The organism is Comamonas suwonensis, assembly GCF_012844455.2.
Lineage (GTDB): Bacteria > Pseudomonadota > Gammaproteobacteria > Burkholderiales > Burkholderiaceae_C > Comamonas > Comamonas suwonensis.
Genome location: NZ_JABBCQ020000007.1, coordinates 184,027 through 201,430 on the forward strand (window position 1 = coordinate 184,027; position 17,404 = coordinate 201,430).

Below are 17,404 nucleotides of genomic sequence, written 5' to 3' on the forward strand. Positions count from 1 at the left end.
ACTGCCGCAAGCGTTCTTTTGCGACAGACCATCCATAAAACAAAGATTTCGGAGACAAGGTATGGCAGAACAAGAATATGACCTGATCGTCGTGGGCTCGGGAGCGGGAGCCCTGCTGGGGGCGATTCGCGCTCAGGAGCAGGGCCTCAAGACGTTGCTGGTCGAGAAAACAGATCTGTTTGGCGGCACCTCCGCTTTGTCGGGTGGTGGTATCTGGATTCCGCTCAATTACGATCAGAAGAATTCGGGCATCAAAGATGACCTTGAAACCGCATTCAGCTACATGAAGCGTTGCGTACGCGGTATGGCCACGGATGACCGTGTGCTGGCCTATGTGGAAACCGCCAGCAAGATGGCTGAGTACCTGCGCCAGATCGGCATTCCCTACCGGGCCATGGCTAAGTACGCTGACTACTACCCTCATATCGAAGGCTCCAAGCCCGGGGGGCGCACCATGGACCCGATGGATTTCAACGCCGCCAAGCTGGGCTTGCCAGCGCTTGAGACCATGCGCCCTGGAGCGACGGGCAACATGTTGTTTGGCAAGATGAGCATTAATGCGTTTGAAGCGCATTCCATGTTGTCGCGTGAACTCAAGTCGCGCTTCACCATCGTGGGCATCATGCTCAAATATTTTCTGGACTACCCCTGGCGCAGCAAGACGACGCGCGATCGCCGCATGGCCGGTGGCCAGGCCTTGATCGCTGGCCTGCTGACAGCGGCTAACAAGGTTGGGGTCGAGATGTGGTGCAAGTCGCCACTGAAGGAACTGGTGAAGGATGCATCGGGCCGCGTGACTGGCGTCATCGTTGAAAAGAACGGCCAGTGCATACAAGTCAACGCCAAGCGCGGTGTGATGCTGGGGGCCGGTGGTTTTGAGCGCAATCAGGAAATGCGCGACCAATATCTGACCAAGCCCACCAAGGCCGAATGGACTGCTACTCCTGTAGGCGGCAATACCGGTGATGCACACCGTGCAGGTCAGGCCGTGGGGGCGCAATTGCACCTGATGGATTGGTCCTGGGGCGTGCCGACGATGGATGTTCCTAAAGAAGCGGCCTTCCGCGGTATTTTTGTAGAGCGTTCATTGCCTGGCTGCATGGTGGTCAACAACAAGGGACAGCGCTTTCTGGATGAGTCCGGCCCATATCCCGAGTTTCAGCAAGCCATGCTGGCTGAACATGCCAAGGGCAATGGCGGCGTGCCTGCGTGGATTGTGTTTGATGCCTCTTTCCGCGCTCAAAACCCCATGGGACCACTCATGCCTGCCTCCGCCATTCCAGACAGCAAGGTGCGCAAGAGCTGGTTGAATAATGTGTACTGGAAGGGCGAAACGCTGGAAGATCTGGCCGGTCAGATCGGTGTGGAGGCTGCGGGCCTGAAGGACAGCGCATGCCGCATGACCGAATACGCCAAGACCGGCAAGGATCTGGACTTTGACCGCGGTGGCAACGTGTTTGACCGCTACTACGGCGACCCACGTCTGAAGAATCCTAACCTGGGGCCCATCGAAAAAGGCCCGTTCTACGCCATGCGCCTGTGGCCCGGCGAAATCGGCACCAAGGGCGGTTTGCTGACTGACCGTGAAGGCCGTGTGCTGAACACCGAAGGTCAGGTGATTGATGGCTTGTACTGCGTGGGTAATAACTCCGCTTCCGTTATGGGGCCGGCTTATGCGGGCGCTGGTTCTACGCTTGGGCCAGCCATGACATTTGCTTTCCGAGCGGTGGCTGACATGCTGGGCAAGCCTCTGCCACTCGAAAACCCACACCTGCTGGGTAAGGCTGTTTAAGCAGGAGGCGTGTATGTCGAATTCAAAAAAACACATTAGTACGATTAATCCTGTAGGCCCCGCACTGGATGTGCAGTCTGCCGATGAGATTCAGTGGTCTGATGCAGTCGATGTGGTGGTCGTGGGCTGGGGTGGAGCCGGTGCGAGCGCGGCGATTGAAGCACGCGAGCAAGGCGCTGAAGTGCTGGTGATCGACCGCTTCAGCGGCGGCGGTGCCAGCGTGCTCTCGGGCGGCGTGGTCTATGCCGGTGGTGGCACCAAGTACCAGAAGCAAGCAGGCTTTGAGGATTCGCCCGAAGCCATGACCGCTTACCTCAAGCATGAGGTCAATGGCGTGGTCAGCGATGAGACGCTGGCACGTTTCAGTCGAGACAGCGTGGCTAATCTGGACTGGCTGGAAAAGCAGGGTGCGACCTTCTCGTCGACCATGCCTGCGTACAAAACGTCGTACCCTGCCGACGGCATGTACCTGTACTACTCGGGCAACGAAGTGGTCCCTGCTTATGGCAATCCGCAACTGGTCAGAAAGCCTGCTCCGCGTGGTCACCGTGTGGTGGCCAAGGGTCAGTCGGGTGCTACGTTTTTTGCGGCGCTTCAACAATCGACGCTGGCCCATGGTGCTCGCACGCTGACTCAGGCCCGCGTGCAGCGACTGGTTCGCGAGCAAGTCACCGGCCGTATTCTGGGTGTGGAAGTGACTGTGCTGCCTGAAGGTGATGCACGCACCGAGCGCCACAAAAAACTCGATGAGCTGGTAGCCAAGTGGCGTCTGTATCAAGCGCCACGCGCCCAGGCAGGTCGCCGCGAAGCTGCGCAGATTGAGAGCGAGATTGGCGAGAAGCGCTTTATCCGCGCCCGCAAGGGCGTAGTGCTGTCTACCGGTGGCTATATCTTCAACTCTGAATTGATGGATCAGTACGCACCGGCATACAAGCCCGGCTGGCTGACAGGTGCCACGGGCTGCGATGGATCGGGTCTGCGTCTGGGTCAGTCCGTGGGTGGCGTTGGCAAGGATCTGAACAATATCTCGGCCTGGCGTTTCATCACGCCCCCGTCGGTCTGGCCCAAGGGGTTGGTGGTCAATACCAAGGGTGAGCGTTTCTGTAACGAGCAGGTCTATGGCGCCAAGCTGGGCTATGAGCTGATGGAAAAGCAGGGTGGCAAGGGGTGGCTCATTATTGATAGCAAACTACGCAGGCAGGCTGCGTGGCAGTGCCTGTTTGGTGGTCTGTGGGCCTTTCAGTCCATGCCAGCGCTGGCGCTGATGTACAAGGTTGCAGTCAAGGCTAAGTCTGTTGCCGATCTGGCCAAAAAACTGGACATGGATGCTGCAGTTTTACAGCGCCAGTTTGACAGCGCCAATGCTGCTGCGCGTGGCGAAGCTGAGGACCCTCAGGGTAAATCCAAGGGCATGCGCCACGAGTTCAAGGGTGGCTCGCTGTTCGCCATTGATATCTCCATCACGCAGAAGATGTTCCCGCTGGCTGTGCTAAGTCTGGGTGGCCTCCAGGTCAACGAAGACAACGGCGCGGTGATTAATGGCGCAGGCTGCGATATTCCCGGCCTGTATGCCGCTGGTCGCACAGCCATTGGTGTGGCCTCTTCACGGTATGTGAGCGGGCTGTCTCTGGCGGACTGCGTGTTTTCTGGTCGTCGTGCAGGTAAGGCAGCAGCGCTAGCGCTGGAGGGCGACGAACCAGAAAAGCGGGTGCAAGTCCAGCCAGCAGTGGCTCTGGATAGTGTTTCGGCCTGACCCCTTTGGGGGCAGTCATGTGCTGGGGCGTCGGCACCTGACTGCGACAAAAAGTGTGAGTGAGTAAGGGGATCAATAAAAATGAGCAGTGAAGCCACAACAACCACATCGCGTTACCACCCGCTGCGCGTGAGCGCGGTGATTGATGAAACGCACGACACCAAATCCATCGTGTTTGATGTACCCGAGGCACTCGCCGAGCAATTCAGCTATCGCCCCGGTCAGTTTTTGACGCTGCGACTGCCTATCGACGGCCGTTATGTGCCCCGCTGCTATTCCATGTCCAGCGCGCCTGCGCTGGACAATGCGCTGCGCGTCACCGTCAAGCGCGTGAATCAAGGGCGTGGTTCCAACTGGGTGTGCGACAAAATTCGCGTGGGTGATGCCATCGAGTTGATGCCGCCGTCTGGTCTGTTTTCGCCCAAAAATTTGTCGCAGAACTTTCTGCTGCTGGCTGGCGGTAGCGGTATCACACCGGTGTTTTCGATTTTACGCACCGTGCTCAAACAGCATCAGGGCAATGTGGTGCTGTTCTACGCCAATCGCGATGAGCGCTCGGTGATCTTCAAGAAGGATTTGCAGCAACTGTCGGCTGAGTATCCTGATCGCCTGCAAGTCATTCACTGGCTCGATTCGGTGCAGGGCGCACCGTCGCAAAAACAGCTGGTGGCCTGGGCAACGCCCTGGGTGGCCGATGCTGGTCAGGCCTTTATCTGCGGCCCAGGTCCCTTCATGGATGCGGCACAGACGGCCATGATCGAAGCAGGAATGCCGTCGGAGCAGGTGCATGTGGAGCGCTTTGTCTCCCTGCCTGATGAGGACACCCTGCAGCAGATGCAGGAGGCGGCTGCGCCTGTGGAGGCTGCGGTTGATGAAGCCGTGGTGCAGTTGCGCCTGGATGGTGAGGAATACGAGTTCACCTGCAGTGGTACAGAAACCATTCTGGAGGCGGGTCTGCGCGCAGGTATCAATGTGCCTTACTCCTGCCAGGCAGGCATGTGCGCCTCTTGCATGTGCCAGGTACAGGGCGGCAGCGTCCATCTACGCCACAACGAAGTGCTGGACGCCAAGGATTTGTCCAAGAAGTGGACGCTGGCCTGCCAGTCCGTACCCACCAGCGAAAAGCTGCGCGTCAAGTTTCCGGAGTAATTTATGTCGAATATCAACCAGAGTGCGCTGCCCGAGGCTTCGCTGACGTTGCCTGGAATGCTGGCAGATGTGGTTAGCCGCTTCGCCAGCCGTGCAGCGATTGTCGAGAATGGCCAATCCATCAGCTATGAACAGCTGCAGCAACTGAGTCGGCAGGCCGCTCGCGCCTTGATGACACTGGGCGTGCAGGCCGGTGACCGTGTGGCGCTGTGGGCACCGAATGTCAGCGAATGGATTGTTGCGGCCTGCGGCGTGCATGCCGCAGGTGGCGTACTGGTGCCACTCAACACCCGCATGAAGGGCGGAGAAGCCGCCGATATTCTGGACCGCAGCCGCGCCAGAGTGCTGGTGTGTGTGGGCGATTTTCTGAACAACTACTACCCTGATCTGCTGGTTGGTCAGCGGCCCACAACGCTGGAACAGGTGGTGGTGTTGGGCGACAAAGTGCTACCCAGTGCAGACCTGAGCTGGCAGCAGTTCATGGCCAGGGCCGAGGGCACAACCGCCGAAGCCCAGCAGCAGCGCGAAGCACAGATCAAGCCAGACGATACAGCTGACTTGATGTTCACCTCGGGCACCACCGGTCGCCCCAAGGGCGTGATGTGCTCGCACCGCCCGACGATTCTGGCCTTCAAGGCCTGGTCTGATGTGGTGGGGCTGACCGAAGGTAGCCGCTATCTGATCGTTAACCCCTTTTTCCACACCTTTGGCTACAAGGCCGGTTGGGTGGCCGCTTTGCTGCAAGGCTCTACGGTCTATCCGGAGCAGGTCTTTGATGCCGAAGCCATCCTGCGCCGCATTGAAAGCGACCGCATTAGCTTCATGCCAGGCCCGCCCACGCTGTTTCTGTCCATGCTGGCGCACCCGGGTCTCAAAAACTTTGACCTGAGCTCGCTGGTGTCGTCGGTGACTGGTGCTTCTACCGTTCCTCCGATTCTCATCAAGCGCATGCGCGAAGAGCTGGGCATCAAGAACGTGACGACCGCCTATGGCCTGACGGAATGCGGTGGCTGCGCTACGCTGTGCGAGCCTGCTGATGATGTGGAAACCGTGGCCAATACTTGCGGCAAGGCCTTGCCCGGCACCGAGGTGCGCTGTGTTGACGAGCAGGGCCAGACTGTAGCTGCCGGAGAGGCCGGCGAAGTGCTGCTGCGTGGTTATCACATCATGCAAGGCTACTTTGAGGATGAGGGCGCGACGGCCGAGACGATTGATGCCGATGGCTGGCTGCATACCGGTGATGTGGGCGTGCTCGATGAGAACGGTTATCTGCGCATTACTGACCGCCTGAAGGATATGTTCATCGTCGGTGGCTTTAACTGCTACCCGGCTGAAATTGAACGCATTCTCTCCAATCACCCTGATGTGGCTCAGATTGCTGTTGTCGGTGTGGCCGATGAGCGCATGGGAGAAGTCGGCTGCGCCTGCGTGGTGACGCGCAACGGCGTGACGCTGGACAAGGATGCCTTCATCGTCTGGTGCCGCGCCAATATGGCTAATTACAAGGTACCGCGCTTTGTACTGCAACTCGACAGCCTGCCCGTGAATGCCTCCAACAAGGTGCAAAAACGCGACTTGCTGCAGATCGTCAAAGCCAAGCTGGAGCAGGCGGCGCAACCGGCGTGAATACGTAGTATTGAAAAAGTAGCCAGATTCTCAAAATCACCTGGAAATCATGGCTATAATTCAAGTCTGCTCTGTTGGGTGAAATACTTTTCAGAAATGCGGGAATAGCTCAGTTGGTAGAGCGATACCTTGCCAAGGTATAGGTCGACGGTTCGAACCCGTTTTCCCGCTCCAAGTTTTGAAAAGGGAAGCGTAAGCTTCCCTTTTTTATTGCTTTAGTCGTATGGCTGATGCAATACTTCACGTTGGCGCGTGCGCCGATTGCGAAGTGGGCCCCGATGGTGAAATTGGTAGACACTGCAGACTTAAAATCTGCCGCTTTTAACGAAGCGTACCGGTTCGATTCCGGTTCGGGGCACCAGAATTGAAAAGCCTGCTATATCTTGTGTAGCGGGCTTTTTGTATTTGTGGTTTCAGAGGCCTTCTTGCATGTCAGCTGTGCTGAAAGTGGGAAAATTCAGGGTCTGAGATGCGATCTGGCACTCTTGTGTCAGCATTGGTTCATGAGCTTGGAAAAGCCCATATTCCGGTGCAATATGGTTCTCAGTTCTGTCATGCTGACAGGGCCTGCACTCCAAGAGAAAAAAGATGCCTAGTTACAACGCTGCTTTTGAAATTCATGTCCACGGTCAGGTTCTGCTCCGTGCTGATGTTACGTACGAGCAGCTGCAAGACGCATTGCGTCCTTTGTGGGCCTATGCCGGTGCGCGCTCGTTGACCGAAGCCGAGGGGAGTCTTTATGAAGAAGAGCCCGGCATTCAGCTCGACAAGAAGGAGCATCTGCTGCAGATGTGTTGGACGGTGCGCGGTGATGAAGACTTCCGTCAGGCGCTGGACGATATGTGCATGGGCCTGAACGAGCTGGCCGAGCAGGGCTCTGCCATTGAGGTGACTTTTTACGATACCGAGTTTGATGAAGAAGAGGCCTCTGATGAATCGCAAAGCCGCGATGATTTCGTCATGCTCTTTGTGGGCCCTAACCCCGCCGCCATCATGCAGGTACAGCGTGACCTGCTGGTGCAGGATGTTGTCGGCCTGATGGAGCGCCACTTTGATGGCGCTGAGCTGAGTGGTGTAGTCCAGGAAATCGACAAGCTGTTCTCCCAGCGCTTTGAAGCGCTGGTCAGCTCGCTGGAGCTGGGCAAGCCCCCGCGTGGTGGCTCTGGTGGCTCAGGATCTGGCCATGGTGGAGGCAACCGCCGTCCACGCCATCTGCACTGATTCACAGACCCTAATTAAAAAACCCTCTGCGCTGCGGTCATCAGGCCGTGACACAGAGGGTTTGCCTTTTGCCATGAAGCCCATTCCTACCCCCAAATATTCAGGCGCGATCACACAGCAGCTGCGCAAGGACAGGGCTGCGCGCGCCACGACGGAGAATGCACCGGTGCAGCTGGCCTTGCCATATCTGTCGGGTTATGCGCTGTCGTTGCAGAGCAAGGTACGCGAATGGTTAGTGGCAGGAAAGGCCGGGGAGTGGCTGCTGAAAAAGTATCCGCAGGCCCATGTGGTGCGCACAGATAAGGCGCTTTATGACTACGTTGACGACATTAAGGCGGAATATTTGCGTAATGCAGGCCAACTGCACAAGGTGGCTTATGACAGCAAGATTCATGTGATGCGCAATGCTTTGGGCTTGCACACGCGGCGCTCTATTGCGCATGGCAGCAAGACCAATGCCAGGCATGAGATTCATATTGCGGCCATGTTCAAGCAGGCACCTGATGCGTTTTTGCGCATGATTTGCGTGCATGAGCTGGCCCATATACGCATCATGGATCACGACAAAGCCTTCTATCAGCTGTGCATGCACATGGAGCCTGAGTATCACCAGCTCGAATTTGATGTGCGTTTTTATCTTAGTTATCTGGATGGCGGTGGTGAACCGCTTTGGGGTGGATCTTGATGCTCAGGTCGTCATTGCAGCGTTGAGCGATGGCACGTTCACTATCACGCAGCAGCTTGCAGGCAAGGCAAGCCATCGCTGAGCGGCGGCTTGCAATGCGCTCAAGGTGCCGGTGGTCTGAAGCTGAACCTGCTGTGAATCGGCTTCAGGGGCCAGCAGTGCGCGTTGCTCCAGCATGCGACGAGTCTGACGGGCGACGGGGGCGCCAGTGTCTAGCAGTTGAATATCTGGGCCCAGCAATGCGCGCAGATCGTCTTTGACAAATACGTAATGTGTGCAGCCTAGCACGAGTGTGTCCATTTGCCCTGTTTTTTGACCAAAACTGCCTAGAGCGCTTGTGTATCTTGTGCAAAGCGCTCTGATTTCTGAATTGTCAGCCTGCTCTGACAAAGGCTGCTCGGTGCTGCGCTCAATGGCTTTGGCAAGCCCGTCGCAAGCTTGCAGATGAAATTGAGCTCGCTCGCTGTGATCGGCTACCAGCCGTGCCACGCGCTGGCTGTTGATTGTGGCGCGCGTTGCCATAACACCCACATGGTGGGTCTGGCTGGAAAACGATGCGGGCTTGATTGCGGGCTCCACCCCGATCACGGGTAGCTCCGGCAGGCGGGAGCGAAGTAGCTCCACGGCCGCTGCCGTGGCGGTATTGCAAGCCACTACCAAAATCTTGATGTCATGCTGTGCAAGCAGGTGCTGGGCGATGGCCAGACTGCGCTCTTGCACAAAGGCATCCCCTCGCGCATCGCCATAGGGGGCATTGCCACTATCTGCCAGGTACACAAACTGCTCGTGTGGCAGTTCATGGCGTAGTGCCTGCAGCACGCTGAGACCGCCAACACCGCTATCAAAAATACCGATCGGGGATCGAGAGGTGGGCATGGCGCGGACGTTCATGTGGAGTGTGGACAGAGGCGGGCATCAGTATGCGCTGCTTTGGGCAATGTGGGTCTGTGCAAGGCCTTGAATTAGTTCTCATCTTGCCCGCTTTGTACCGCAGGCAGACCGCAAAGTGAGCAGAACTGATCGTTATGCGCCACTTCATGTCCGGCCAGGCAGTGTCGGGTGCGTAGCAGTGAAGGGCGTCTCCAGCTCGAAAAGAAGATACAGAGCGCCATACCGTAAAACAGCATCCAGTGGCCTGAGAAGGTGCGAAGACCTTGCTGGCTGTCCATCTCGCGTGTGGAGATGGATAGAAAGAAGTTGATAAATGCATAGGCAAACAGACCGTAGACGGCGTAGCTCATCCATTGCGGGCAGCCTGCAAGCACGTCCTTCCAGGAAAACTTCAATCGGTTACCTTTGTTGATGCGCTGGGCGATCAGGGCTGCGGGCAGCCACACCACAAAAATGCCTGCGGTGATACTGGTCATGGCGCGGAACTGCATATCCTCCGTGAGCAGGTTTTGCAGCTGGATGGCGTGGCCTGTGAGTGAGGCAATGTGCAGAGTCATGCTGCACAGCAGCCCCAGACCGGAGAGGAGCATGAGAGGGAGTAAAAGTAATCGCATGCGTTGGTTCTTAAGGGCTATTGGGCACGCGGAACGGCTAGCTCAATCGTGTGAATGCTGCTGCCAAAGTAGCTCTGGCGCGCAGAGATGCGAGCGGGCAGCGGGCCATCGGGTAAATCGTTAAAAGAGTCCTCATTCAGGCAGAACTCAAACAAAATGTAGTGAATGTCTGGCAATTTGAGCTGCTGGCGGCAGGCATGGCGGCCAGAACCGCGCTTTTTCTCCGCGGTGCTTGTAAACATTACGTCGTCGCCCATCATGCGTGTGTAGGCCATTGGCAGCGTGGCAACCAGATCCAGCCAGAGCACAAAGACGAAAAAGCAGACGCACAGTGCGGTCATCAGCCAGCGCTTGATAGGGCCGTAGTCTGTCCAGGGGCCAGCTGGGCGCCAGAGCTTGCGCCGATACAGGCTGCGCAGCCATAGCCCGCCAGCGATGGTGAGTAGCAGTGCGCCATAAAGAGACTGCAGTTGCCAGTGGGCAGCAGGCACAAAGCTGCGCCAGATGATGGGGGCCAGAGCGCCAATCAGCGACAGCAGAAAAATGGAGATCATCCATTTCTGTGGGGTGGGTGTCTTGGGTTTCCAGAGCCAGTTCATTATTTCAAAGACGGCTTCAGGCTTTGACGCATATGGGCATTGGCCAGAACAACGCCGCGTATGACAGGCTGCTGCTGGCGCACCAGCACAAAGCCAGAGTTCATAAAAAAGGGTTGGGCGTTCAAGCTGACGTCAGCGTTGATCTCTTTCAGGCCGCGCTGTTTGGCCAGTTGTTGCAGATATTGCATTAATTGCTTGCCTGCGCCTATCCTTGCGTAGGATGGCGCTATAAAAAAGTGATCAATGTAACCATTGGGCTGCAGGTCGGCATAACCTGCCGGCTGACCGTTCGGGGCTATCAGGACAAAGGGTTGCAGCGCCTGCATACGCGCAGTCCATGCAGGCCAGTCTGGCTGATCTGGTGCCCATGCATGGAGCTGTTCTGGCGTGTAGTGTGAGGCTGCCAATTGATGGACGGCGCTGTGAAATATGTTCCACAGCGCTGGTTCATCTCCGGTCTGGTGGCTGCGTATATGCATGGGTTGGCAGGTGCTTAGAGTTTGGTAAAAATGAATTCAAACAAGGGGTTGGGGTATGCGGTCAGGATGTTTTAGTCCTGCTATTGCTGGTTTTTATCTGCATGCAACCCGCTGTTTTGATGAATTTTCATGCGTCAATTGACGGCGAAAAGTCGTCTAAAGGCAGTTAAATGCTCAGGTTTTTATAGCGGTAAAAACACCTCACCCCCTAGAATAATCCGCCCATGCCCCTGATTTACCTCATTCTCTTACCCTTTGCTGGCAGCATTCTGGCTGCTTTATTGCCTGCGAACGCTCGTAATAAAGAGTCCACGCTGGCCGGCATCATTGCCCTGGTTTGTGCCGTACAAGTCGGGATGCTCTTCCCGGAAATGGCGGATGGGGCTGTACTAAGGCAGGAGATTCCCTGGCTGCCTGCTTTGGGGCTGAATCTCGTGATTCGCATGGATGGCTTTGCGTGGCTGTTTGCTATGCTGGTCTTTGGTATTGGTGCACTGGTGGTGCTTTATGCGCGCTACTACATGTCACCTGCAGACCCGGTTCCGCGCTTTTTCTCGTTTTTTCTGGCTTTTATGGGGGCTATGGCGGGGGTAGTGCTCTCGGGCAACATCATTCAATTGGTGTTCTTCTGGGAACTGACCAGTCTTTTCTCCTTTCTGCTGATCGGCTACTGGTACCACCGCAAGGATGCGCGGCGGGGTGCGCGCATGGCGTTGACCGTCACGGGCACCGGTGGATTGGCCATGCTGGTGGGTATGTTGGTGCTCGGTCATATCGTGGGCAGCTATGACTTGGATAACGTGCTGGCCGCAGGACAGCAGATTCGAGATAGTCACCTCTATCTGTTGGCATTAGTTTTGATTTTGCTGGGTGCGTTGACTAAAAGTGCTCAATTCCCTTTTCACTTCTGGTTGCCCAATGCCATGGCAGCGCCTACGCCGGTATCGGCTTATCTGCATTCGGCCACCATGGTCAAGGCGGGGGTGTTCTTGTTGGCAAGGCTGTGGCCAGTGCTGGCAGACACCGATGCCTGGTTCTGGATGGTGGGGGGAGCAGGTGCATTAACGCTGCTGATTGGCGGCTATTGCGCGATGTTTCAACATGATCTGAAGGGGTTGCTCGCGTATTCAACGATTTCACATCTGGGCCTCATTACCCTGCTGCTGGGTTTAAACAGCAAGCTGGCGGCGGTGGCAGCGGTGTTCCACATCATGAATCACGCCACCTTCAAGGCGTCGCTCTTCATGGCGGCGGGCATTGTGGATCACGAAAGCGGTACAAGAGATATCCGGCGGCTATCGGGACTGCGCTACATGATGCCGATTACCGGCACGCTGGCTTGCGTGGCCAGTGCGGCCATGGCGGGAGTGCCACTGCTCAACGGTTTTATCTCCAAAGAAATGTTCTTTGCCGAGACCGTTTATCTGGATGCCGCGCCCTGGGTCAAGACGGTGCTGCCGGTGGTGGCCACTGTGGCAGGAATGTTCAGCGTGGCGTATTCGCTGCGCTATACGGTCGATGTGTTCTTTGGCCCCAAGGCGACTGACCTGCCGCATGAGCCGCATGAGCCGCCCCACTGGATGCGTGTGCCAGTTGAGTTGCTGGTGCTGGCCTGCCTGATTGTGGGTATCTTGCCCGCATGGGCGGTAGGCGACTTTCTGGCGGCTGCTGCCGCGCCGGTGGTAGGCGGCGACTTGCCTGAGTACAGCCTTGCCATCTGGCATGGCTGGAATATGCCTCTCATCATGAGTCTTGTGGCGCTTGCGGGTGGCATCTTGCTCTATACGTTGCTGCGCTGGCAGCGTACGGCAGGGCATTTCGACACCACGCCCGTGCTGGGCCGTATCAGTGGTCGTGTGATTTTTGAGAACTTGCTGGCCCGCATCACCTGGCTGGGCCGGGCTGGGCGCCGCAATCTGTCTACCCGCCGCTTGCAGTGGCAGATGCTGTGGCTGGTAAGCATTGCGCTGGTGGCAGCGGCGTTGCCGCTGTGGATCTGGGGCATGAAGCTGGGTAATCGCGGCACTTTGCCAGTTTCATGGGCTTTTGTAATGCTTTGGGCTATTGGTTGCTTGTGCGCGCTGGGGACTGCCTGGAAGGCCAAATACCACCGGATGACGGCCTTGATCATGCTGGGCGGAACGGGCCTGTGCACGGTGTTGACCTTCCTGTGGTTCTCGGCTCCTGATTTGGCCTTGACCCAGCTGGTGGTGGAGGTGGCGACCACGGTACTGATCTTGCTGGGCCTGCGCTGGTTGCCCAAGCGTGACAAAAACATGCGCGTGGCGGACAGCGCTGATGCACGTGCCAAGGCGCGCCGACTGCGTGATCTGATGCTGTCGTTGATCGCCGGCGGTGGTATGGGGTGGCTGGCCTTTGCCATGATGAGCCGCCCCTTCTACGAAAGCTCTTCTACCTTTTTCCTTGAGAACGCTCTGGGCGGTGGTGGTGGCACCAATGTGGTCAATGTGATGTTGGTGGACTTCCGGGGCTTTGATACTTTTGGCGAAATTGTGGTGCTGGGCATTGTGGCCATCGTCATCTATGCCTTGTTGCGCCGCTTCCGTCCCGCGCGTGAGGCGATGGACATTCCTGAGCAGCAGCGCTATGTGCCAGGTGACTTGCAGACTGATTTGCTCAACCCTCGCAACGCCAGTGATACGGCCGTGGGTTACCTGATGGTGCCAGCGGTACTGGTGCGATTGCTGTTGCCATTTGCAGCGCTGGTGGCTGCTTACATTTTTGTGCGTGGTCACAACCAACCCGGTGGCGGTTTTGTGGCGGGTCTCGTGTTCTCCGTTGCTTTGCTGATGCAGTACATCATCTCTGGTACACACTGGGTCGAGGCACACTTGCCGCTGTACCCGCGTCGCTGGATTGCTGCGGGACTGCTGTTTGCGCTGGGCACGGGGATGGGCTCCATTTTCGTGGGCTACCCCTTCCTGACTAGCCACAGCTTTGACTTTTCACTGCCGCTGGTGGGGCATGTACATCTCGCCAGTGCCACGTTCTTTGATATTGGTGTGTTCGCGCTGGTTGTGGGCTCGACCATGCTGATCTTGACGGCGATTGCTCACCAATCGGTGCGCGGTCATCGTTTCCATGCACGCTTGTTGGAAGAGCAGGAACAAGAAGCCAAGAAGGCAGAAGCCGCCGTGCAGGCCGCAACGGCCGAAGCACTGGCACGGGGAGGTATGTAATGGAAATCGTTCTGGCCATTGCCATCGGTGTGCTCACCGGTTCCGGGGTCTGGCTGCTGCTGCGCCCGCGTAGTTATCAGGTCATCATGGGGCTGGCGTTGCTGTCGTATGCCGTCAACCTGTTCATTTTTGCCATGGGTCGCCAGGGACTGGCTATCAACAAGGTGCCGGTGTTGCAAAACGGCGTGCCTACAGACTTGTCTCACTATGCTGACCCCATGCCTCAGGCACTGGTGCTGACGGCTATCGTCATCGGTTTCGCCATGACGGCGCTGTTTCTGGTGGTGCTGCTCGCATCGCGTGGATCTTCGGGTAATGACCACGTAGATGGTCTGCACTCACGCAACGAGCAGGAAATGCTATGACGGCTTGGATTGAGTACCTGATGCCGCACTTGATGCTGGCCCCCATCTTGCTGCCCATGCTGACCGCAGCGTTGATGCTGTTCCTGCGCGAGGAGCGCCAGCGCTTGAAGCTGGGCATGAATATTCTGTCCACCACCATCAGTCTGGTGATCGTGGTCATGCTGCTGGGCTGGACCAATCAGGCGGGCTCCTCCGTCACCATGTCGGTCTATATGCCTGGCAACTGGCCTGCGCCTTTTGGCATTGCGCTGGCGATGGATCGGCTCACCGCTCTGATGCTGCTGGTCACCTATGTGGTGGCGCTGGCATCGCTGGTGTTCTCTGCTGCGCGCTGGCACAAGGCGGGGGTGCATTTTCATCCGCTGTTCCAGCTGCAGCTTATGGGGTTGAGTGGCGCTTTCATCACGGCGGACTTGTTCAATCTGTTCGTGTTTTTCGAGATCATGCTCGCAGCCTCTTATGGTTTGCTGTTGCATGGCTCTGGCAGCACGCGCATTCAGTCCGGGCTCCATTACATTGCTATCAATCTGGCAGCATCCTCGCTGTTCCTGATTGGTGTCTCCATGCTCTACGGCATCACGGGTACGCTCAATATGGCGGATCTCGCCCGTGCTATTCCGCTGGTGCAGGATGCTGACCGTGGCCTGCTGCACGCAGCTGCGGGCGTGCTGGGAACGGCCTTTTTAATTAAGGCCGCGCTATGGCCGTTGAACTTCTGGCTGGTACCCGCTTACAGCGCAGCAACCGCCCCCGTGGGCGCGCTGTTTGCGCTGATGACCAAGGTCGGCGTCTATGTCATCTTGCGTCTGTGGACGCTGCTTTTCAGCTCGGAAGCCGGAGCATCGGCCCTTTTTGGCGGCACTTGGCTGATTGTGGGTGGCATGCTGACCATGGCGTTTGGTGCCATCGGTATGCTGGGCTCGCAGCGGCTGACGCATCTGGCGGGTTTTGCGGCCATTCTGTCGTCTGGCACCTTGCTGGCCGCTACAGGCTTTGGCCAGAATTTACTGACTTCGGGTCTGCTGTACTACCTGCCCGGCTCCACACTGGCTGTTGCATCACTGTTCCTGATTGCGGATGTGGTTGACCGCTGGCGCACCGCTGAGGAAGAGGGCGAGCCTTATGAGGACGATGAAGCACCTTTCCTCAACGCCGAGCTGCTGCCATCTGAAGGCTTCAACCTGGATGATGAGGAAGAGCTGCTGATTGGTCGCGCCTTTCCCGCTGCCGCCGCTTTTCTGGGCTTGAGCTTTATGGCGTGCACCTTGCTCATCTCGGGCTTGCCGCCGCTGGCGGGCTTCCTGGGTAAATTCGCGATGCTGACCAGCTTGCTCAACCCCTTGGGCATGGGCATGTCTGCCGGGGTCAATCCTGGCGTGCTGGGTTGGGGCATGGTGGCTTTGCTCATCATCACCGGGCTGATGGCGTTGCTGGCGCTGACGCGTGCTGGTATTCGCCACTTCTGGGCCAACCCAGAGACAAACGCGCCTTCACTCAAGGTGGCGGAAGGCCTGCCTATTGCGGCTTTGCTACTGTGCTGCGTGGCCTTGTCTGTCAAGGCTGATGATGTGATGCGCTACACCCAGCGCGCGGCGAACGCCCTGCATTCACCGGATGTCTATGTGCGTACTGTGATGGGCCTGGAGCCTGTGCCAGCCCCCAAACAAAAGAAGGCCCAGGAAGCTGCAGGCCCGGAGGCTGCGGCCCGTGCTGCGGCGCAGGAAATGCAGGCCGCGCCGGTACCAGGTATTGGTGAGGAAAGCGAGAGTTCGGAGGACGCCAAGCCCACGAGCGCTGCGAACCAGAAAGAAGAGACTCGCCTATGAAGCACCTGATGAAATCCATCTTTCCCGCGCCACTGCTGTCTGTGGCATTGCTGGTGCTTTGGCTGCTGCTCAACCGCTCAGTCAGTGCCGGGCAGATCGTGCTGGGCCTGATTCTGGGTCTGCTCATCCCCGTGCTGTTGGGTGGGCTGCGCCCATTGCCCGTGCGGGTGAGTCATCCACTGACCATTCTCAAGTTGGCATTTCGCGTGGTGCAAGACACCACGGTGTCCAACTTCAATGTGTTGCGGTTTCTGCTGTTCCCGCGCCTGCGCCGTCATCCTGCGGGCTTTGTACATATTCCGCTTGAGCTGCGTGATCCCAACGGTCTTGCAGTGCTGGCCATGATTGTCTGCATCACACCCGGAACGGCCTGGGCCGAAATTTCGCGTGATCGCTCCATGCTGCTCATTCACGCGCTGGAGGTGGAAGACGCGCAACAAGTGATTGACCATATCAAGCAATGCTATGAGCGCCCGCTGATGGAGATTTTTGAATGAACCCCTGGTTTTATTGGGCGCTGATTGCCTCGCTGTTCATGCTGCTGGCGGCCATGGGCTGCTCGGTGCTGCGTCTGCTCAAAGGCCCGCATGCTCAAGACCGCGTGCTGGCCCTGGACTGTATGTATCTCAACGGCATGTTGGTCATGCTTGTCATGGGCATTTTGTATGACAGCACCAACTACTTTGAGGCCGCCTTGCTGGTGGCCTTGTTTGGCTGCGTGGGCTCAACGGCCATGGCCAAGTTCCTGCTGCGTGGCGAGGTGATCGAATGAGCACAGACGTTATGGGCGTGGACTTGCCGCTGTGGGCTCAGATCCTTGTGGCTGCACTGGTGTTTTTGGGGGCGCTGATTGCGCTCATGGGCTCTTTGGGCCTGTTGCGGCTCAAAAGCTACTTCGAGCGTGTGCATGCGCCATCCATCATCGCCACCATGGGCTGCTGGCTCATCATGCATGCCACCTGGATTTATTTTTCGGTGAGTGGTCAGGGCTTTGTCATGCACTCGGTGCTGATCGCCATTTTTGTGGCGGTGACCGTGCCTATTACGACCATCTTCCTCATGCGCGCGGCCTTGTTTCGCTCGCGCCGGTCTGGCGAAGACGTGCCGCCCACACTGAGCAATCTGGTGCGCAACGAGCCGCTGGATGAAGAAGAGGTGGAAGACGCCGAAATCAAAGCCACTGCAGCGAAGGGCTGAGGGCAGG

The 17,404-nt window shown here is 57.5% G+C and carries 16 protein-coding genes and 2 tRNA genes; 14 read left to right on the plus strand and 4 right to left on the minus strand.

The features are described 5' to 3' along the window. Window positions 1-61 precede the first annotated feature (61 nt). The 8 genes from HF327_RS10090 to HF327_RS10125 all read left to right on the plus strand — a co-directional run bounded on the left by HF327_RS10090 (window position 62) and on the right by HF327_RS10125 (window position 8,226). Entirely contained in the window at window positions 62-1,792 is a 1,731-nt protein-coding gene (locus HF327_RS10090) for an FAD-dependent oxidoreductase (protein WP_169108091.1), read from the plus strand. Window positions 1,793-1,805: 13 nt separating this feature from the next. Continuing rightward, the gene (locus tag HF327_RS10095) at window positions 1,806-3,545 is read left to right on the plus strand and encodes an FAD-binding protein (protein WP_169108092.1); all 1,740 of its coding nucleotides are present in this window, start codon (window positions 1,806-1,808) and stop codon (window positions 3,543-3,545) included. Between the two features lie 81 nt (window positions 3,546-3,626). Then, on the plus strand, window positions 3,627-4,694 hold the full coding sequence (locus HF327_RS10100) for a ferredoxin--NADP reductase (protein WP_169108093.1): 1,068 nt from the start codon (window positions 3,627-3,629) through the stop codon (window positions 4,692-4,694). 3 nt (window positions 4,695-4,697) lie between these two features. After that, window positions 4,698-6,320, plus strand: coding sequence for a FadD3 family acyl-CoA ligase (locus HF327_RS10105; RefSeq protein ID WP_169108094.1), 1,623 nt, complete (start codon window positions 4,698-4,700; stop codon window positions 6,318-6,320). A 98-nt stretch (window positions 6,321-6,418) separates the two neighbouring features. Continuing rightward, window positions 6,419-6,494 (plus strand) — tRNA-Gly (locus tag HF327_RS10110). Between the two features lie 98 nt (window positions 6,495-6,592). Next, window positions 6,593-6,681, plus strand: a tRNA-Leu gene (locus tag HF327_RS10115). A gap of 227 nt (window positions 6,682-6,908) precedes the next feature. Then, the gene (locus HF327_RS10120; RefSeq protein ID WP_169108095.1) at window positions 6,909-7,541 is read left to right on the plus strand and encodes a DUF6806 family protein; all 633 of its coding nucleotides are present in this window, start codon (window positions 6,909-6,911) and stop codon (window positions 7,539-7,541) included. Between the two features lie 73 nt (window positions 7,542-7,614). Next, window positions 7,615-8,226, plus strand: a complete 612-nt coding sequence (locus HF327_RS10125) for a M48 metallopeptidase family protein (protein WP_198460455.1) — start codon at window positions 7,615-7,617, stop codon at window positions 8,224-8,226. Window positions 8,227-8,229: 3 nt separating this feature from the next. On the opposite strand, the gene murI is transcribed toward HF327_RS10125, so the two are convergent. The 4 genes from murI to HF327_RS10145 form a co-directional block, all read right to left on the minus strand. After that, window positions 8,230-9,102, minus strand: coding sequence for a glutamate racemase (gene murI, locus HF327_RS10130; protein ID WP_169108097.1), 873 nt, complete (start codon window positions 9,100-9,102; stop codon window positions 8,230-8,232). A gap of 86 nt (window positions 9,103-9,188) precedes the next feature. Beyond that, window positions 9,189-9,674 (minus strand): hypothetical protein, encoded by a 486-nt coding sequence (locus HF327_RS10135; protein WP_236024128.1) that lies wholly within the window; start codon window positions 9,672-9,674, stop codon window positions 9,189-9,191. Window positions 9,675-9,748: 74 nt separating this feature from the next. After that, a complete protein-coding gene (locus HF327_RS10140) occupies window positions 9,749-10,285 on the minus strand; it encodes a hypothetical protein (RefSeq protein ID WP_236024129.1) in 537 nt (178 codons plus the stop codon). A 44-nt stretch (window positions 10,286-10,329) separates the two neighbouring features. Next, window positions 10,330-10,809 (minus strand): GNAT family N-acetyltransferase, encoded by a 480-nt coding sequence (locus HF327_RS10145; protein WP_169108099.1) that lies wholly within the window; start codon window positions 10,807-10,809, stop codon window positions 10,330-10,332. A 224-nt stretch (window positions 10,810-11,033) separates the two neighbouring features. On the opposite strand from HF327_RS10145, the gene HF327_RS10150 reads away from it, so the two are divergent. Genes HF327_RS10150 through mnhG form a run of 6 tightly spaced genes read left to right on the plus strand, consistent with a single transcriptional unit; the run spans window position 11,034 to window position 17,397 of the window. Further along, on the plus strand, window positions 11,034-14,009 hold the full coding sequence (locus HF327_RS10150; protein ID WP_169108100.1) for a monovalent cation/H+ antiporter subunit A: 2,976 nt from the start codon (window positions 11,034-11,036) through the stop codon (window positions 14,007-14,009). Then, window positions 14,009-14,374, plus strand: a complete 366-nt coding sequence (locus HF327_RS10155; RefSeq protein WP_099737638.1) for a Na+/H+ antiporter subunit C — start codon at window positions 14,009-14,011, stop codon at window positions 14,372-14,374. The genes HF327_RS10150 and HF327_RS10155 overlap by 1 nt, the downstream gene beginning before the upstream one ends. Then, window positions 14,371-16,200 carry a monovalent cation/H+ antiporter subunit D gene (locus HF327_RS10160; protein ID WP_169108101.1) on the plus strand — a complete coding sequence of 610 codons (1,830 nt, stop codon included), beginning with the start codon at window positions 14,371-14,373 and terminating at the stop codon, window positions 16,198-16,200. Before HF327_RS10155 ends, HF327_RS10160 begins: the two co-directional genes overlap by 4 nt. Beyond that, on the plus strand, window positions 16,197-16,697 hold the full coding sequence (locus HF327_RS10165) for a Na+/H+ antiporter subunit E (protein ID WP_169108102.1): 501 nt from the start codon (window positions 16,197-16,199) through the stop codon (window positions 16,695-16,697). The genes HF327_RS10160 and HF327_RS10165 overlap by 4 nt, the downstream gene beginning before the upstream one ends. After that, a complete protein-coding gene (locus HF327_RS10170; RefSeq protein WP_169108103.1) occupies window positions 16,694-16,972 on the plus strand; it encodes a K+/H+ antiporter subunit F in 279 nt (92 codons plus the stop codon). Before HF327_RS10165 ends, HF327_RS10170 begins: the two co-directional genes overlap by 4 nt. Then, window positions 16,969-17,397 (plus strand): monovalent cation/H(+) antiporter subunit G, encoded by a 429-nt coding sequence (gene mnhG, locus HF327_RS10175; protein ID WP_169108104.1) that lies wholly within the window; start codon window positions 16,969-16,971, stop codon window positions 17,395-17,397. The genes HF327_RS10170 and mnhG overlap by 4 nt, the downstream gene beginning before the upstream one ends. The last annotated feature ends 7 nt before the right edge of the window (window positions 17,398-17,404 follow it).

Excerpts from the sequence above, each read along its gene's own strand:
- HF327_RS10155 (WP_099737638.1), top strand. The coding sequence starts at position 14,009 with ATGGAAATCGTTCTGGCCATTGCCATCGGTGTGCTCACCGGTTCCGGG.
- HF327_RS10170 (WP_169108103.1), top strand. The coding sequence starts at position 16,694 with ATGAACCCCTGGTTTTATTGGGCGCTGATTGCCTCGCTGTTCATGCTG.
- HF327_RS10105 (WP_169108094.1), top strand. The coding sequence starts at position 4,698 with ATGTCGAATATCAACCAGAGTGCGCTGCCCGAGGCTTCGCTGACGTTG.
- HF327_RS10140 (WP_236024129.1), bottom strand. The coding sequence starts at position 10,285 with ATGATCTCCATTTTTCTGCTGTCGCTGATTGGCGCTCTGGCCCCCATC.
- mnhG (WP_169108104.1), top strand. The coding sequence starts at position 16,969 with ATGAGCACAGACGTTATGGGCGTGGACTTGCCGCTGTGGGCTCAGATC.
- HF327_RS10165 (WP_169108102.1), top strand. The coding sequence starts at position 16,197 with ATGAAGCACCTGATGAAATCCATCTTTCCCGCGCCACTGCTGTCTGTG.
- HF327_RS10160 (WP_169108101.1), top strand. The coding sequence starts at position 14,371 with ATGACGGCTTGGATTGAGTACCTGATGCCGCACTTGATGCTGGCCCCC.
- HF327_RS10125 (WP_198460455.1), top strand. The coding sequence starts at position 7,615 with ATGAAGCCCATTCCTACCCCCAAATATTCAGGCGCGATCACACAGCAG.
- HF327_RS10150 (WP_169108100.1), top strand. The coding sequence starts at position 11,034 with ATGCCCCTGATTTACCTCATTCTCTTACCCTTTGCTGGCAGCATTCTG.
- murI (WP_169108097.1), bottom strand. The coding sequence starts at position 9,102 with ATGCCCACCTCTCGATCCCCGATCGGTATTTTTGATAGCGGTGTTGGC.
- HF327_RS10120 (WP_169108095.1), top strand. The coding sequence starts at position 6,909 with ATGCCTAGTTACAACGCTGCTTTTGAAATTCATGTCCACGGTCAGGTT.
- HF327_RS10100 (WP_169108093.1), top strand. The coding sequence starts at position 3,627 with ATGAGCAGTGAAGCCACAACAACCACATCGCGTTACCACCCGCTGCGC.
- HF327_RS10090 (WP_169108091.1), top strand. The coding sequence starts at position 62 with ATGGCAGAACAAGAATATGACCTGATCGTCGTGGGCTCGGGAGCGGGA.
- HF327_RS10095 (WP_169108092.1), top strand. The coding sequence starts at position 1,806 with ATGTCGAATTCAAAAAAACACATTAGTACGATTAATCCTGTAGGCCCC.
- HF327_RS10135 (WP_236024128.1), bottom strand. The coding sequence starts at position 9,674 with ATGACTCTGCACATTGCCTCACTCACAGGCCACGCCATCCAGCTGCAA.
- HF327_RS10145 (WP_169108099.1), bottom strand. The coding sequence starts at position 10,809 with ATGCATATACGCAGCCACCAGACCGGAGATGAACCAGCGCTGTGGAAC.